Genomic DNA, 15,171 nt, shown 5'->3' on the forward strand with positions numbered 1-15,171 from the left:
GAAGCCCGCCGGGAGGGGCACTGACTAGAGACCGGCTGCCGCGCGCAGGGCGTCCACGCGGTCCGTGCGCTCCCAGGTGAAGTCCGGCAGCTCACGGCCGAAGTGGCCGTACGCGGCGGTCTGGGCGTAGATCGGGCGGAGCAGGTCGAGGTCCCGGATGATCGCGGCCGGGCGGAGGTCGAAGACCTCACCGATGGCGTTCTCGATCTTCTCGGTGTCCACGGCCGCGGTGCCGAAGGTCTCGACGAAGAGACCGACCGGCTCGGCCTTGCCGATCGCGTACGCGACCTGGACCTCGCAGCGGGTGGCGAGCCCGGCGGCCACCACGTTCTTGGCGACCCAGCGCATCGCGTACGCCGCGGAACGGTCGACCTTGGACGGGTCCTTGCCCGAGAAGGCACCGCCGCCGTGGCGGGCCATGCCGCCGTAGGTGTCGATGATGATCTTGCGCCCGGTCAGACCCGCGTCCCCCATCGGGCCGCCGATCTCGAAACGGCCGGTGGGGTTCACCAGGAGGCGGTAGCCCTCGGTGTCCAGCTTGATGCCGTCCTCGACGAGCTGCGCGAGCACGTGCTCGACGACGAACTCACGGATGTCGGGCGCGAGCAGCGAGTCCAGGTCGATGTCGGAGGCGTGCTGCGAGGAGACCACCACGGTGTCCAGGCGGACCGCCTTGTCACCGTCGTACTCGATGGTGACCTGGGTCTTGCCGTCGGGACGGAGGTAGGGGATGGTCCCGTTCTTCCGCACCTCGGACAGCCGCCGGGAGAGGCGGTGGGCGAGGTGGATCGGGAGCGGCATCAGCTCCGGGGTCTCGTCGCAGGCGTAGCCGAACATCAGGCCCTGGTCGCCCGCGCCCTGCTTGTCGAGCTCGTCCTCATCGCCCTCGACCCGCTTCTCGTAAGCGGTGTCGACGCCCTGTGCGATGTCCGGCGACTGCGCTCCGATGGAGACCGAGACGCCACAGGAAGCACCGTCGAAGCCCTTTTTGGAGGAGTCGTAGCCGATCTCCAGCACCTTGTTGCGCACGAGGTTGGGGATGTCGGCGTAGGCCTTGGTGGTGACCTCGCCCGCGACATGCACCAGACCAGTGGTGATCAAGGTCTCGACGGCGACGCGCGAGGCGGGGTCCTCGCGCAGGAGCGCGTCGAGAATCGTGTCGCTGATCTGGTCAGCGATCTTGTCGGGGTGACCCTCGGTGACGGATTCCGAGGTGAAGAGACGGCGGGACACATCGCTCCCTGGGGTTGCAGCGGCTGCTGGCTGATCATGGGTGGTACGTCCGAGAGCTGCGCTCGGAGCGTGCCGTCGACCAGTTTATCGGTCGTATCCGGCGGCCGGGCCAGGTGTCTCGCCCTTTGGAAGTCCCGTGACCTGCGCCACAGGGGGTTCCAGTAGGACAATCCACCCTTCCCGGCGACCTGTTTACACCCTATAGGGCCTTTCCAGTCGCCCGGAGGGTTGATTATGAAATCGGCTGGAACCTTCCCGAAACCAGGTCCCAGACCGTGTCGGCGAGCGCTTCCTTGGGACCGTACGGAACCGGTGTCTCCTGGCCGTCGGCCGCGAGGACGACCGCTTCGTTCTCCTCGGAGCCGAAGGTCTTGCGCTCCCCCACCTCGTTGACCACGAGCAGGTCGCAGCCCTTGCGGCGGAGCTTCTCACGGCCGTTGGCCAGTACATCATCGGTCTCGGCGGCGAAGCCCACGACGATCTGGTCCGGCCGAGCCCGCTCGGCGGCGACCTCGGCGAGGATGTCGGGGTTACGGACCAGCGGGACGGCGGGGGCCTCCTCGCCGTCCTTCTTCTTGATCTTGCCCGGGGCGTAGTCGGCGGGACGGAAGTCGGCCACCGCGGCCGCCATCACCACGGCGTCCGCGTCGGCGGCCGCCTTCAGCACGGCCTCCCGCAGCTGTACGGCGGTGCCGACCCGCAGGACGTCGGCCCCGGCCGGGTCGGGCAGCCCGGTGTTGGCCTCGATCAGGGTGACCCGGGCGCCGCGGGCGACCGCCGTGCGCGCCAGCGCGTACCCCTGCTTGCCGGAGGAGCGGTTGCCGAGGAAGCGCACCGGGTCCAGCGGCTCGCGCGTGCCGCCCGCACTGATCACCACATGGCGGCCCGCGAGGTCGGGCTCGGTGACCCCGCGCGCCAGCACCCGGCGGCAGACCTCGAAGATCTCGCCCGGGTCGGGCAGCCGGCCCTTGCCGGTGTCGACGCCGGTGAGCCGCCCGACGGCGGGCTCGATGACGACGGCGCCCCGGCGTCGCAGCGTCGCGACGTTCTCCCGGGTGGCCGGGTGCTCCCACATCTCGGTGTGCATGGCGGGCGCGAAGACCACCGGACAGCGGGCGGTCAGCAGGGTGTTGGTGAGCAGATCGTCGGCGAGCCCGTGGGCCGCCCTGGCCAGCATGTCGGCGGTCGCCGGGGCGACCACCACGAGGTCGGCCTCCTGCCCGATCCGTACGTGCGGGACTTCGTGCACGTCGTCCCAGACCTGGTCGGAGACGGGGTGCCCGGAGAGCGCCGACCAGGTCGCGGCGCCCACGAAGTGCAGCGAGGAGGCGGTCGGGACGACCCGTACGTCATGGCCGGACTCGGTCAGCCGGCGCAGCAGCTCGCACGCCTTGTAGGCGGCGATGCCCCCGCTGACCCCCAGGACCACCTTCGGCTTGTCCACTGCGTCTCCCCGCACTCGGCAACGTAACGGCTATGTGTGCGGTCCCATGCTGCCTCACCGCGCGGAACGCGTTCACCCGGCCCCGGACACACCTCAGGCCCGGCGTACGGGCCGCCGGGCCTGAGGACGAGGTGCTGTTCTGCCTACTGCGCGGGGCCCTCGATGGCCTCGGAGGTCAGCAGACCCGCGTTGATCTCGCGGAGCGCGATCGACAGCGGCTTCTCGTGCACGTGGGTGTCGACGAGCGGACCGACGTACTCAAGGAGACCCTCGCCGAGCTGCGAGTAGTACGCGTTGATCTGGCGGGCGCGCTTGGCCGCGTAGATCACCAGGCTGTACTTCGAGTCGGTGGCCTCAAGGAGCTCATCAATCGGCGGGTTGATGATGCCCTCGGGCGTGGTGATGGAAGAGGACACTCTCTGCCTTCCGAAGGGGGTAAAGATCAAAGATCACAGTAGATCTAAGTCTGAAGCATCAAGGCTAGCAGCTCGCGGGCCACGTCCTCGACGGAGGTGTTGACCAGCGTCGTATCGAACTCGGCCTCGGCGGCCAGCTCGACCTTCGCGGCGGCGAGCCTGCGCTCGATGACCTCGGGCGCCTCGGTGCCCCGGCCGGTGAGCCGACGCACCAGCTCCTCCCAGCTCGGCGGCGCCAGGAAGACCAGGCGCGCGTCGGCCATCGACTCGCGGACCAGCCGGGCGCCCTGGAGGTCGATCTCCAGCAGGACCGGTTCCCCGGCCTCCAGGCGGTCCAGCACGGCGCGGCGCGGCGTGCCGTAGCGGTTGCCCGCGAACTCGGCCCACTCCAGCAGCTCGCCGTTGGCGACGAGCTTGTCGAACTCCTCGTCGTCCACGAAGAAGTAGTGCACGCCGTTGCGCTCCCCGGGACGCGGCTTGCGTGTCGTCGCCGACACGGAGAGCCAGACCTCGGGGTGCACTGTGCGCATATGAGCGACGACCGTGCTCTTGCCGACCCCCGAGGGGCCGGAGAGCACGGTCAGCCGCGGACGTACGTCCGGGGGTACGGGGGACGTCCCCCGGGATGTTGCAGCCATGGGGCGATTATCCAGGTTCTCAGGAGTGCCTGAGAACGTCAGGCGCCGCTGACGCCGAACTCACGCTCCAGGGATGCGATCTGGTTGGAGCCAAGACCCCTGACCCGGCGGCTCTCGGAGATGCCGAGACGCTCCATGATCTGCTTGGCGCGGACCTTGCCGACGCCCGGCAGGGATTCCAGCAGTGCGGAGACCTTCATCTTCCCGATGACGTCGTTCTCCTGGCCCTGCTTGATGACCTCGTGGAGGGAGGCGCCGGAGTGCTTGAGTCGATTCTTGACCTCGGCCCGCTCCCGGCGAGCCGCGGCGGCCTTTTCGAGCGCGGCTGCGCGCTGTTCAGGGGTAAGGGGCGGAAGAGCCACGCCTACGTCACCTCGGATGTCGATCTGTCGGATACGGACCGGCGGGGAAGCTGGACGCCACCCACCAGGTGAGCGACGAACACACTGTGCTCGGCCGCTCTCGACGGAGACTAGCGGCCTGGGCCGCCGTAGTCAGCGAGAACAGACGAAAAGTCCTGGTCAGCTGTGCCTGACCAGGACTTTCCAGACATATCGACCAGGTTTCTGGTCAGTAACTCGTCAGTGATTCGTCAACACGCTGTAAACGTGTCAGGGTCAACTGCCGGATACGGCACGACGGACTTCGTCCGCGAACCGTTCGGCCGCTTCGCGCAGCCCGGACGCGTCCGGACCGTGGCGCAGCACGCCCCGGCTCACGCTGGGAACCACGTTGCCGACGGCGTCGCCGAACACCGTCGGCAGGTCCGCCGGGGTCGCCCCCTGGGCGCCGATGCCGGGCGCGAGGAGCGGCCCGTTGATCGCCAGGTTCACCCCCGCGTCGCCGAGCGTCGCGCCGACCACCGCGCCGACCGAGCCGAGCGGGGCCGCCCCCGCGTTCTCGGCGGCCATGTGGTCGAGCATCAGCTGGGCGAGCGAACGGCCGTCGGCGGCCGTGGCGCGCTGGACCTCGGCGCCCTCCGGGTTGGAGGTGAGGGCGAGGACGAAGACGCCCGCGCCGGAGACGGCGGCCGCGTCGAGCGCCGGTCGCAGCGAGCCGAAGCCGAGGTACGGGGAGACGGTCACCGCGTCGGAGAAGAGCGGGGAGTCCTTGTCCAGGTAGGTCGCCGCGTAGGCGGCCATGGTGGAGCCGATGTCGCCGCGCTTGGCGTCCATCAGGACGAGCGCCCCGGCGGCCCGTGCCTCTTCGACGGCTTTCTCCAGGACGGCGACGCCACGCGAGCCGAAGCGCTCGAAGAAGGCGGACTGCGGCTTGAGGACGGCGACCCGGTCGGCCAGCGCCTCGACCACGGTGCGGGTGAAGCGCTCCAGGCCCGCGATGTCGTCGTTCAGGCCCCAGGAGGTGAGCAGCGAGGCGTGCGGGTCGATGCCGACGCAGAGCGGCCCCCGGGTGTCCATGGCGTGGCGCAGGCGGGCGCCGAAGGGTTCGGGGGTCACAGGGCGGCCTTCTTCCGGGTCTCGGCGCCGACGGCCTCGGCGAGGGTGGCGTACGGGGACGCGGCGAGCCGGGCGGCGAGGCCCTTGTGGATGCCGCGGGCGTAGAAGGGGCCCTCGTAGATGAAGGCGCTGTAGCCCTGGACGAGGGTGGCCCCGGCCAGGATGCGCTGCCAGGCGTCCTCGGCGTTCTCGACGCCCCCGACGCCCACCAGGGTGATCCGGTCCCCCACGCGGGCGTACAGACGGCTCAGGACCTCCAACGAGCGCTCCTTGAGGGGCGCGCCGGAGAGTCCGCCTGTCTCTCCCACCAGGGCGGGGTCGGATTTCAGGCCCAGGCCCTCGCGGGCGATGGTGGTGTTGGTGGCGATGATGCCGTCCAGGCCCAGTTCCACGGCGAGGTCGGCGACGGCGTCGACGTCCTCGTCGGCGAGGTCCGGGGCGATCTTGACGAGGAGCGGGACCCGCCGGGTGGTGACGGTGCGGTCGGCGGCCTCGCGTACGGCGGTGAGCAGCGGGCGCAGCGACTCGGTGGCCTGGAGGTTGCGCAGGCCGGGGGTGTTGGGCGAGGAGACGTTGACGACCAGGTAGTCGGCGTGGGCGGCGAGGGCCTCGGTGGACTTCACGTAGTCGGCGGCGGCCTCGGCCTCGGGCACGACCTTGGTCTTGCCGATGTTGACGCCGACGGTGGTGCGGAAGACCGGGTTGCGGGCGGCCAGGCGGGCGGCGACGGCGGCGGAGCCCTCGTTGTTGAAGCCCATGCGGTTGATCAGCGCGCGGTCGGCGACGAGCCGGAAGAGCCGCTTCTTGGGGTTGCCGGGCTGGGCTTCGCCGGTGACGGTGCCGATCTCGATGTGGTCGAAACCGAGCATGGCCATGCCGTCGATGGCGACCGCGTTCTTGTCGAAGCCTGCGGCGAGCCCGAAGGGGCCGTGCATCCGCAGGCCGAGGGCCTCAGTGCGCAGCTCCTTGAAGCGGGGGGCGAGGGCGGCGGCGAGGAAGGTACGCAGGACGGGGATACGGGCGGCGAGGCGGATCCAGCGGAAGGCGGCGTAGTGGGCCTGCTCGGGGTCCATCCGCTTGAAGACCAGCCGGAAGAAGAACTTGTACATGAGGAGGTGTCCTTGGTGCTCGGTGTGCTCGACGGGGCTCGCAAAGAGGGGGACACCGTTTCCGGTGTCCCCCTCTCCGGGCGGCTAGTCGCGGGCCGCTGTCAGATGCTCGGCGTGTTCCTGGAGGGAACGGACGCCCACGTCGCCGTGGTTGAGGGCGTCGATGCCCTGGACGGCGGCGGCGAGCGCCTGGACCGTGGTCAGACAGGGGACCGAGCGGGCGACGGCCGCGGTGCGGATGTCGTAGCCGTCGAGCCGGCCGCCGGTGCCGTACGGCGTGTTGACGATGAGGTCGACCTCGCCGTCGTGAATGAGCTGGACGATGGTCCTCTCGCCGTTCGGTCCGGTGCCCTCGGACTGCTTGCGCACCACGGTGGCGTTGATGCCGTTGCGCTTGAGGACCTCGGCGGTGCCGGAGGTGGCCATCAGCTCGAAACCGTGGGCGACCAGCTCGCGGGCCGGGAAGATCATCGAGCGCTTGTCGCGGTTGGCGACCGAGATGAACGCGCGGCCCTTGGTGGGCAGCGGGCCGTAGGCGCCGGCCTGCGACTTGGCGTACGCCGTGCCGAAGACCGAGTCGATGCCCATGACCTCGCCGGTGGAGCGCATCTCCGGGCCGAGGACGGTGTCGACGCCGCGGCCGTGGATGTCGCGGAAGCGCGACCACGGCATCACGGCCTCCTTGACGGAGATCGGCGCGTCCAGCGGCAGGGTGCCGCCGTCGCCGGTCTTCGGCAGCAGGCCCTCCTCGCGCAGCTCGGCGATGGTCGCGCCGAGCGAGATGCGCGCGGCGGCCTTGGCGAGCGGCACCGCGGTCGCCTTCGAGGTGAAGGGGACCGTGCGGGAGGCGCGCGGGTTGGCTTCGAGGACGTAGAGGATGTCGCCGGAGAGCGCGAACTGGATGTTGATCAGTCCGCGGACGCCGACGCCCTTGGCGATGCCCTCGGTGGAGGCGCGCAGCCGCTTGACGTCGAACCCGCCGAGGGTGATCGGGGGCAGGGCGCAGGCCGAGTCGCCGGAGTGGATACCGGCCTCCTCGATGTGCTCCATGACGCCGCCGAGGTACAGCTCGGTGCCGTCGTAGAGGGCGTCCACGTCGATCTCGATGGCGTCGTCGAGGAAGCGGTCGACCAGGACTGGCCGGGTGGGGCTGATCTCGGTGGACTCGGCGATGTACGCGGCGAGGCGCGTCTCGTCGTACACGATCTCCATGCCGCGCCCGCCGAGGACGTAGGACGGCCGCACGAGGACGGGGTAGCCGATCTCGTCGGCGATGGCCTTGGCCTCGCCGAAGGTGGTGGCGGTGCCGTGCTTGGGCGCGGGCAGTCCGGCCTCGGCCAGCACCCGGCCGAAGGCGCCGCGGTCCTCGGCGGCGTGGATGGCCTCCGGGGAGGTGCCGACGACGGGCACGCCGTTGTCCTTGAGCGCCTGGGAGAGGCCCAGCGGGGTCTGGCCGCCGAGCTGGACGATGACTCCGGCGATCGGGCCCGCCAGCGACTCGGCGTGCACGATCTCCAGGACGTCCTCCAGGGTGAGCGGCTCGAAGTAGAGCCGGTCGGAGGTGTCGTAGTCGGTGGAGACGGTCTCCGGGTTGCAGTTGACCATGACGGTCTCGTAGCCCGCGTCGCTGAGCGCGAAGGAGGCGTGCACACAGGAGTAGTCGAACTCGATGCCCTGGCCGATGCGGTTGGGGCCCGAGCCGAGGATGATCACGGCGGGCTTGGTGCGGCTCGCGACCTCGCTCTCCTCGTCGTACGAGGAGTAGAAGTACGGGGTCTTCGCGGCGAACTCGGCGGCACACGTGTCGACGGTCTTGTAGACCGGGCGGATGCCCAGCGCGTGCCGGACCTCGCGGACGACGTCCTCGCGCAGCCCGCGGATCTCACCGATCTGGGCGTCGGAGAAGCCGTGCCGCTTGGCCTCGGCGATCAGGTCGGCGTCCAGGCGTTCGGCGGAGGCCAGCTCGTCGGCGATCTCCTTGATCAGGAACAGCTGGTCGACGAACCAGGGATCGATCTTCGTGGCGTCGAAGACCTCCTCCTGGGTGGCTCCGGCCCGGATCGCCCGCATGACGGTGTTGATGCGGCCGTCGGTGGGCCGGACCGCCTCGGCCAGCAGCTCGGCCTTGTCACCGGCCGGGCCGGTGAAGGCGAACTGCGAGCCCTTCTTCTCCAGCGAGCGCAGGGCCTTCTGGAGGGCCTCGGTGAAGTTCCGGCCGATCGCCATGGCCTCGCCCACCGACTTCATGGTGGTGGTGAGGGTGGAGTCGGCGGAGGGGAACTTCTCGAAGGCGAAGCGCGGGGCCTTGACGACGACGTAGTCGAGGGTCGGCTCGAAGGAGGCCGGGGTCTTCTCGGTGATGTCGTTGGGGATCTCGTCCAGCGTGTAGCCGACGGCCAGCTTGGCGGCGATCTTGGCGATCGGGAAGCCGGTGGCCTTGGAAGCGAGCGCCGAGGAGCGGGAGACGCGGGGGTTCATCTCGATGACGATGACCCGGCCGTCGGTGGGGTCGATGGCGAACTGGATGTTGCAGCCGCCGGTGTCGACGCCGACCTCGCGGATGATCGCGATGCCGATGTCGCGCAGCCGCTGGTACTCACGGTCGGTGAGCGTCATCGCGGGGGCGACGGTGATGGAGTCGCCGGTGTGGACGCCCATCGGGTCGAAGTTCTCGATGGAGCAGACGACCACGACATTGTCGTTCCTGTCGCGCATCAGCTCCAGCTCGTACTCCTTCCAGCCGAGGATGGACTCCTCAAGGAGCACCTCGGTGGTCGGCGAGAGCGTGAGGCCCTGTCCGGCGATACGGCGCAGCTCCTCCTCGTCGTGGGCGAAGCCGGAGCCGGCACCGCCCATGGTGAAGGAGGGGCGGACGACGACGGGGTAGCCGCCCAGGGTGTCGACACCCGCGAGGACGTCGTCCATGGAGTGGCAGATGACCGAACGGGCGGACTCGCCGTAGCCGGTCTTCGCCTTGACGGCTTCCACGACGCCCTTGAAGAGGTCGCGGTCCTCGCCCTTGTTGATCGCCTCGACGTTGGCGCCGATGAGCTCGACGCCGTACTTCTCCAGGACACCGTTCTCGTGCATGGAGATCGCGGTGTTCAGCGCGGTCTGGCCGCCGAGGGTGGGCAGGAGCGCGTCGGGGCGCTCCTTGGCGATGATCTTCTCGACGAACTCGGGGGTGATCGGCTCCACGTAGGTGGCGTCGGCGATCTCCGGGTCGGTCATGATCGTCGCCGGGTTGGAGTTCACCAGGATGACGCGCAGGCCCTCGGCCTTGAGGACGCGGCAGGCCTGGGTGCCGGAGTAGTCGAACTCGGCTGCCTGGCCGATGACGATCGGGCCGGAGCCGATGACCAGGACGGACTGGATATCGGAGCGCTTAGGCACGCTGGCCCTCCATCAGGGATACGAAACGGTCGAAGAGGTACGCGGCGTCGTGCGGGCCCGCGGCCGCCTCGGGGTGGTACTGGACGCTGAAGGCGGGCCGGTCCAGGAGCTGGAGGCCCTCGACCACCTGGTCGTTCAGGCAGACGTGGGAGACCTTGGCCCGCCCGTAGGGGGTCTCGGAGTCCTGGTCGAGGGGCGCGTCGACGGCGAAGCCGTGGTTGTGCGCGGTGACCTCGACCTTGCCGGTGGTGCGGTCCTGCACCGGCTGGTTGATTCCGCGGTGGCCGTACTTCAGCTTGTAGGTCCCGAAGCCGAGCGCGCGGCCGAGGATCTGGTTGCCGAAGCAGATGCCGAAGAGCGGGGTGGACCGCTCAAGGACGCCCTGCATGAGGGCGACCGGGTGGTCGGCGGTGGACGGGTCACCGGGGCCGTTGGAGAAGAAGACGCCGTCGGGCTGGACCGCGTACACCTCCTCCAGGGTGGCGGTGGCGGGCAGCACGTGGACCTCGATGCCGCGCTCGGCCATCCGGTGCGGGGTCATGCCCTTGATGCCGAGGTCGATCGCGGCGACGGTGAACTTCTTCGTGCCGATCGCGGGGACGACGTAGGCCTCCTTGGTGGCGACCTCGGCGGAGAGGTCGGCACCGGCCATCTCGGGGGCCTGGCGGACCTTGGCGAGGAGCGTGCCCTCGTCGGCGATCGCGTTGCCGGAGAAGATCCCGACGCGCATCGCGCCGCGCTCGCGCAGATGGCGGGTGAGGGCGCGGGTGTCGACGCCGCTGATGCCCACGACGCCCTGCGCGACCAGCTCCTCGTCCAGCGAGCGCTGCGAGCGCCAGTTGGAGGGCTTGCGGGCGGGGTCGCGGACGACGTAGCCGGAGACCCAGATGCGGCCCGACTCGGGGTCCTCGTCGTTGACGCCGGTGTTGCCGACGTGCGGGGCCGTCATGACGACGACCTGGCGGTGGTACGAGGGGTCGGTGAGGGTTTCCTGGTAGCCGGACATGCCGGTGGAGAACACCGCCTCGCCGAAGGTCTCCCCCACGGCCCCGTAGGCGCGGCCGCGGAAGGCGCGGCCGTCCTCCAGGACGAGTACGGCGGGGGTCTGGGCCCCCCGGGTGGAGATCGTCATCGTGCGGTGCCTTCCGTAGTGGTGCTGGTGAGGTGGTTGACGGCGTCGACCCAGGCCTGGTGCTCGGCGGCGTGGTCGGAGCGGAAGCCGGAGTCGATCAGCGTCCCGCCGTGCGCCCAGGTGATGATCAGCAGGCCGCCCTCGGGGAGGACCTTGCCCGCGAGCGCCTTGTCGAGGCGGGCCTCGCGCAGGGCCTCGGCCGGGACGAAGAAGTCGGCCGCCCCGGGGCGTACGACCTCCAGGCCGCGGGCGGTGAGCGTGAGCTCGGTACGGCTGCGGGTGCCGAGGCCGTGCGCGACGATCCGGTCGAGCCACTGCCCGGCGGTGGTGGAGGCGTGGTAGCGCCCCTGAAGCGTCAGGAGCACCTCGTCGGCGGCGAAGCCCTCGGGCGTGGCCGGGAGCTCGGGCAGGCCGGACTGGAGGCTGGCGCGCCACTTCCAGCCCTGGCGCATCAGCCAGTAGACGAGGGCGATGAAGACGAACAGGCCGACCACCCAGGCGATGCGGGCGGCCCAGTCCGTCACTTCCGCCGACTTCTGCTCGGCGGCCAGGTGGTACAGGGGGGTCAGAGTTGTCACGCGAGCTTCCCGTCGACGACCGTGGCACGGCCCCGCAGGAAGGTATGGGTGACGCGGCCCGGCAGCTCACGGCCCTCGTAGGGGGTGTTGCGGCTGCGGGACGCGAAGCCCGCGGGGTCCACGGCTCCACGGTATGCCGGATCGACCAGGGTGAGGTTGGCGGGCTCACCCGCCGAGACGGGACGGCCGTGTCCGACGAGTCGGCCGATGGCCGCGGGGCGGAAGGACATGCGGTCGGCGACGCCCGCCCAGTCGAGCAGACCGGTGTCCACCATCGTCTGCTGGACGACGGAGAGCGCGGTCTCCAGGCCCACCATGCCCATGGCGGCCGCGGCCCACTCGCAGTCCTTGTCCTCGTGCGGGTGCGGGGCGTGGTCGGTGGCGACGCAGTCGATCGTGCCGTCGGCGAGCGCCTCGCGCAGGGCCATCACGTCGGCCTCGGTGCGCAGCGGCGGGTTCACCTTGTAGACCGGGTTGTAGGTGCGGACCAGCTCGTCGGTGAGGAGGAGGTGGTGCGGGGTGACCTCGGCGGTGACGTTCCAGCCCTTGGACTTGGCCCAGCGCACGATCTCCACGGACCCGGCGGTGGAGAGGTGGCAGATGTGGACGCGGGAGCCGACGTGGGCGGCGAGGAGGACATCGCGGGCGATGATCGACTCCTCCGCGACGGCGGGCCAGCCGCCGAGACCCAGCTCGGCCGAGACGATGCCCTCGTTCATCTGGGCGCCCTCGGTGAGGCGGGGCTCCTGGGCGTGCTGGGCGACGACGCCGTCGAAGGCCTTCACGTACTCCAGGGCGCGGCGCATGATCACCGCGTCGTCGACGCACTTGCCGTCGTCGGAGAAGACCTTCACTCCGGCGGCCGAGTCGTGCATGGCGCCGAGCTCGGCGAGCTTCTTGCCCTCCAGGCCGACGGTGACGGCACCCACGGGCTGCACGTCGCAGTAGCCGGACTCCTTGCCGAGCCGCCAGACCTGCTCGACGACGCCCGCGGTGTCGGCGACGGGGAAGGTGTTGGCCATGGCGTGGACGGCGGTGAAGCCGCCGACGGCCGCGGCCCTGGTGCCGGTGAGGACGGTCTCGGAGTCCTCGCGGCCGGGCTCGCGCAGATGGGTGTGCAGGTCGACCAGGCCGGGCAGCAGGATCTGGCCCTCGGCCTCGATCACGGTGGCGCCGGCGGCGTCGAGGCCGGTGCCCACCTCGGTGACGGTCTCGCCGTCGATGAGTACGTCCTGCGGCTCGCCGCCGAGGATCCGCGCACCGCGAATGATGATCTTGCTCATGGTTACTTGTTCTCCTCGGTACGGGCGGGGGCGGCGGACAGCGCGGTGTCGGAGCCGCCGAGCAGCAGGTAGAGCACGGCCATGCGGATGGAGACGCCGTTGGCGACCTGCTCGACGACGGTGCAGCGGTCGGAGTCGGCGACCTCGGCGGTGATCTCCATGCCGCGGACCATCGGGCCGGGGTGCATGACGATGGCGTGTTCGGGCATCTTCGCCATCCGCTCGCCGTCCAGGCCGTAGCGGCGGGAGTATTCGCGCTCGGTCGGGAAGTACGCGGCGTTCATCCGTTCGCGCTGCACACGCAGCATCATCACCGCATCGGACTTCGCCAGCACGTCGTCGAGGCTGTAGCTGACGTCACAGGGCCACTTCTCGACGCCCACGGGGACGAGGGTGGGCGGGGCCACCAGGGTGACGTGCGCGCCGAGCGTGGTCAGCAGGTGGACGTTGGAGCGGGCGACGCGGCTGTGCAGGATGTCGCCGACGATCGTGATGCGGCGGCCGTCCAGGTCCCGGCCGAGCCCGGCGTCGGCTCCGACGAGGCGGCGGCGCATCGTGAAGGCGTCCAGCAGGGCCTGGGTGGGGTGCTCGTGGGTGCCGTCCCCCGCGTTGACGACGGCCCCGTCGATCCAGCCGGACGTGGCGAGCCGGTAAGGAGCACCGGAGGCGCCGTGGCGGATGACGACGGCGTCGGCGCCCATCGCCTCCAGGGTCAGGGCGGTGTCCTTGAGGGACTCGCCCTTGGAGACCGAGGAGCCCTTGGCGGAGAAGTTGATGACGTCGGCGGACAGCCGCTTGGCGGCCGCCTCGAAGGAGATACGGGTCCGGGTCGAGTCCTCGAAGAAGAGGTTGACGACGGTTCGGCCGCGCAGGGTGGGGAGCTTCTTGATCGGCCGGTCCGCGACCCGGGCCATCTCCTCGGCGGTGTCGAGGATCAGGACGGCGTCGTCGCGGGTGAGGTCGGCGGCCGAGATGAGGTGACGCTTCATCTGGGGGTTCTCCGGGTGGCTGGAGGGAGTTTCAGGCGTGCGGGCGCGCGGGAGTCGCCGTACGGCCCTTCAGCGGCGCAGGGGCGTACGGAAGGGCTCGGGCTACTGCGCGTCCGCCGGGGCGGCCTGCTGGACACCGAGCAGCACGGCGTCGCGGCCGTCCTCCTCGGCGAGCTGGACCTTGACCGTCTCCCGCAGCGACGTGGGGAGGTTCTTGCCGACGTAGTCCGCGCGGATCGGGAGTTCCCGGTGACCGCGGTCGACGAGGACCGCGAGCTGTACGGCGCGGGGGCGGCCGATGTCGCCGAGCGCGTCGAGCGCGGCGCGGATCGTGCGGCCGGAGAAGAGCACGTCGTCGACCAGGACGACCAGGCTGCCCTCGATCCCCTCGCCGGGGATCTCGGTGCGGGCCAGGGCGCGCGCCGGGCGCAGCCGCAGGTCGTCTCGGTACATGGTGATGTCGAGGGAGCCGACCGGCATCTTCCGGCCGGTGATCTCTTCGAGCTTGTCGGCGAGCCTGCGGGCGAGGAAGACGCCTCGCGTCGGGATGCCGAGCAGCACCACGTCGTCGGCGCCCTTGGCGCGTTCGACGATCTCGTGGGCGATACGGGTCAGAACACGGGCGATGTCGGGGGCCTCCAGAACGGGGCGTGCCGCGTTGCCAGTGTCGTCGTGCTGTGCGTCCATAAGAAACGGACCTCCTTCTCCGCCTCACGGGACGGACCTTAAAGGACGTCGAAATTGCGTCATCCACGTTACCAGGGCTTGCACGGCGCCCTGGTACCGCCCCCGGGAGGTGCCGGTCCGGATCATTCGGCTTGACGCATCCAAGTAACGCTGCGTAACCTCACAGTGAGTTACCAGCCACGCGGCGCAGCCGCACACTGTTCCAGCGTCCGGGGAGCCATATGTCCAGCGAATACGCAAAACAGCTCGGGGCCAAACTCCGTGCCATCCGCACCCAGCAGGGCCTTTCCCTCCACGGCGTGGAGGAGAAGTCCCAGGGTCGCTGGAAGGCGGTCGTGGTCGGTTCGTACGAGCGCGGCGACCGTGCCGTGACCGTGCAGCGCCTCGCCGAGCTGGCGGACTTCTACGGGGTCCCGGTGCAGGAGCTGCTGCCCGGCACGACGCCGGGCGGGGCCGCCGAGCCGCCGCCGAAGCTTGTCCTGGACCTGGAGCGCCTCGCCCACGTCCCGCCGGAGAAGGCCGGTCCGCTCCAGCGCTACGCGGCCACCATCCAGAGCCAGCGCGGTGACTACAACGGCAAGGTGCTCTCGATCCGCCAGGACGACCTGCGCACGCTGGCCGTGATCTACGACCAGTCGCCGTCCGTGCTCACGGAGCAGCTGATCAGCTGGGGCGTGCTGGACGCGGACGCGCGGCGCGCGGTCTCCCACGACGAGGGCTGAGCGAGCGGAAGCGGGGCCGGAGGGCCTCAGCAGACTCCCCAGCAGAAACGTACCGCCGGGCCGGCGGGGACCTGAACGGGTCCCCGCCGG

14 protein-coding genes are annotated in these 15,171 nt (G+C 70.3%); 1 reads left to right on the plus strand and 13 read right to left on the minus strand.

The genetic code is table 11. The features are described 5' to 3' along the window. Positions 1-24: 24 nt before the first annotated feature. From metK to pyrR, 13 genes are all read right to left on the minus strand, one after another. The gene (gene metK, locus RI138_RS03715) at positions 25-1,233 is read right to left on the minus strand and encodes a methionine adenosyltransferase (protein WP_096630919.1); all 1,209 of its coding nucleotides are present in this window, start codon (positions 1,231-1,233) and stop codon (positions 25-27) included. A 232-nt stretch (positions 1,234-1,465) separates the two neighbouring features. Continuing rightward, on the minus strand, positions 1,466-2,677 hold the full coding sequence (coaBC, locus tag RI138_RS03720; RefSeq protein WP_311118746.1) for a bifunctional phosphopantothenoylcysteine decarboxylase/phosphopantothenate--cysteine ligase CoaBC: 1,212 nt from the start codon (positions 2,675-2,677) through the stop codon (positions 1,466-1,468). Positions 2,678-2,820: 143 nt separating this feature from the next. Then, positions 2,821-3,093: a DNA-directed RNA polymerase subunit omega gene (rpoZ, locus tag RI138_RS03725; protein ID WP_003970369.1), complete on the minus strand. Its 273-nt coding sequence runs from the start codon at positions 3,091-3,093 to the stop codon at positions 2,821-2,823. Positions 3,094-3,137: 44 nt separating this feature from the next. Further along, a complete protein-coding gene (gene gmk, locus RI138_RS03730) occupies positions 3,138-3,731 on the minus strand; it encodes a guanylate kinase (protein WP_311118747.1) in 594 nt (197 codons plus the stop codon). 38 nt (positions 3,732-3,769) lie between these two features. After that, positions 3,770-4,093 carry an integration host factor gene (locus tag RI138_RS03735; protein WP_311118748.1) on the minus strand — a complete coding sequence of 108 codons (324 nt, stop codon included), beginning with the start codon at positions 4,091-4,093 and terminating at the stop codon, positions 3,770-3,772. Between the two features lie 255 nt (positions 4,094-4,348). After that, positions 4,349-5,188, minus strand: coding sequence for an orotidine-5'-phosphate decarboxylase (gene pyrF / locus RI138_RS03740; protein ID WP_311118749.1), 840 nt, complete (start codon positions 5,186-5,188; stop codon positions 4,349-4,351). Next, positions 5,185-6,297, minus strand: a complete 1,113-nt coding sequence (locus tag RI138_RS03745; protein ID WP_096630913.1) for a quinone-dependent dihydroorotate dehydrogenase — start codon at positions 6,295-6,297, stop codon at positions 5,185-5,187. Before RI138_RS03745 ends, pyrF begins: the two co-directional genes overlap by 4 nt. Positions 6,298-6,381: 84 nt before the next feature. Next, complete coding sequence (carB, locus tag RI138_RS03750; RefSeq protein WP_311118750.1) at positions 6,382-9,690, minus strand: carbamoyl-phosphate synthase large subunit; 3,309 nt, start codon at positions 9,688-9,690, stop codon at positions 6,382-6,384. Beyond that, complete coding sequence (gene carA, locus RI138_RS03755) at positions 9,683-10,822, minus strand: glutamine-hydrolyzing carbamoyl-phosphate synthase small subunit (protein ID WP_096630910.1); 1,140 nt, start codon at positions 10,820-10,822, stop codon at positions 9,683-9,685. The genes carB and carA overlap by 8 nt, the downstream gene beginning before the upstream one ends. Further along, complete coding sequence (locus RI138_RS03760; protein ID WP_311118751.1) at positions 10,819-11,400, minus strand: PH-like domain-containing protein; 582 nt, start codon at positions 11,398-11,400, stop codon at positions 10,819-10,821. The genes carA and RI138_RS03760 overlap by 4 nt, the downstream gene beginning before the upstream one ends. Next, on the minus strand, positions 11,397-12,683 hold the full coding sequence (locus RI138_RS03765) for a dihydroorotase (protein WP_311118752.1): 1,287 nt from the start codon (positions 12,681-12,683) through the stop codon (positions 11,397-11,399). Before RI138_RS03765 ends, RI138_RS03760 begins: the two co-directional genes overlap by 4 nt. Before the next feature lie 2 nt (positions 12,684-12,685). Then, positions 12,686-13,672, minus strand: coding sequence for an aspartate carbamoyltransferase catalytic subunit (locus RI138_RS03770; RefSeq protein ID WP_047175695.1), 987 nt, complete (start codon positions 13,670-13,672; stop codon positions 12,686-12,688). Positions 13,673-13,774: 102 nt separating this feature from the next. Continuing rightward, entirely contained in the window at positions 13,775-14,359 is a 585-nt protein-coding gene (gene pyrR / locus RI138_RS03775) for a bifunctional pyr operon transcriptional regulator/uracil phosphoribosyltransferase PyrR (RefSeq protein WP_096630906.1), read from the minus strand. A gap of 221 nt (positions 14,360-14,580) precedes the next feature. Here pyrR and bldD point away from each other — a divergent pair, with 221 nt between their 5' ends. Then, positions 14,581-15,081 carry a transcriptional regulator BldD gene (bldD, locus tag RI138_RS03780; RefSeq protein WP_003970358.1) on the plus strand — a complete coding sequence of 167 codons (501 nt, stop codon included), beginning with the start codon at positions 14,581-14,583 and terminating at the stop codon, positions 15,079-15,081. Positions 15,082-15,171 lie beyond the last annotated feature (90 nt).

The organism is Streptomyces durocortorensis (genome assembly GCF_031760065.1).
Lineage (GTDB): Bacteria > Actinomycetota > Actinomycetes > Streptomycetales > Streptomycetaceae > Streptomyces.

Excerpts from the sequence above, each read along its gene's own strand:
- gmk (WP_311118747.1), bottom strand. The coding sequence starts at position 3,731 with ATGGCTGCAACATCCCGGGGGACGTCCCCCGTACCCCCGGACGTACGT.
- RI138_RS03745 (WP_096630913.1), bottom strand. The coding sequence starts at position 6,297 with ATGTACAAGTTCTTCTTCCGGCTGGTCTTCAAGCGGATGGACCCCGAG.
- carA (WP_096630910.1), bottom strand. The coding sequence starts at position 10,822 with ATGACGATCTCCACCCGGGGGGCCCAGACCCCCGCCGTACTCGTCCTG.
- RI138_RS03765 (WP_311118752.1), bottom strand. The coding sequence starts at position 12,683 with ATGAGCAAGATCATCATTCGCGGTGCGCGGATCCTCGGCGGCGAGCCG.
- RI138_RS03770 (WP_047175695.1), bottom strand. The coding sequence starts at position 13,672 with ATGAAGCGTCACCTCATCTCGGCCGCCGACCTCACCCGCGACGACGCC.
- pyrR (WP_096630906.1), bottom strand. The coding sequence starts at position 14,359 with ATGGACGCACAGCACGACGACACTGGCAACGCGGCACGCCCCGTTCTG.
- bldD (WP_003970358.1), top strand. The coding sequence starts at position 14,581 with ATGTCCAGCGAATACGCAAAACAGCTCGGGGCCAAACTCCGTGCCATC.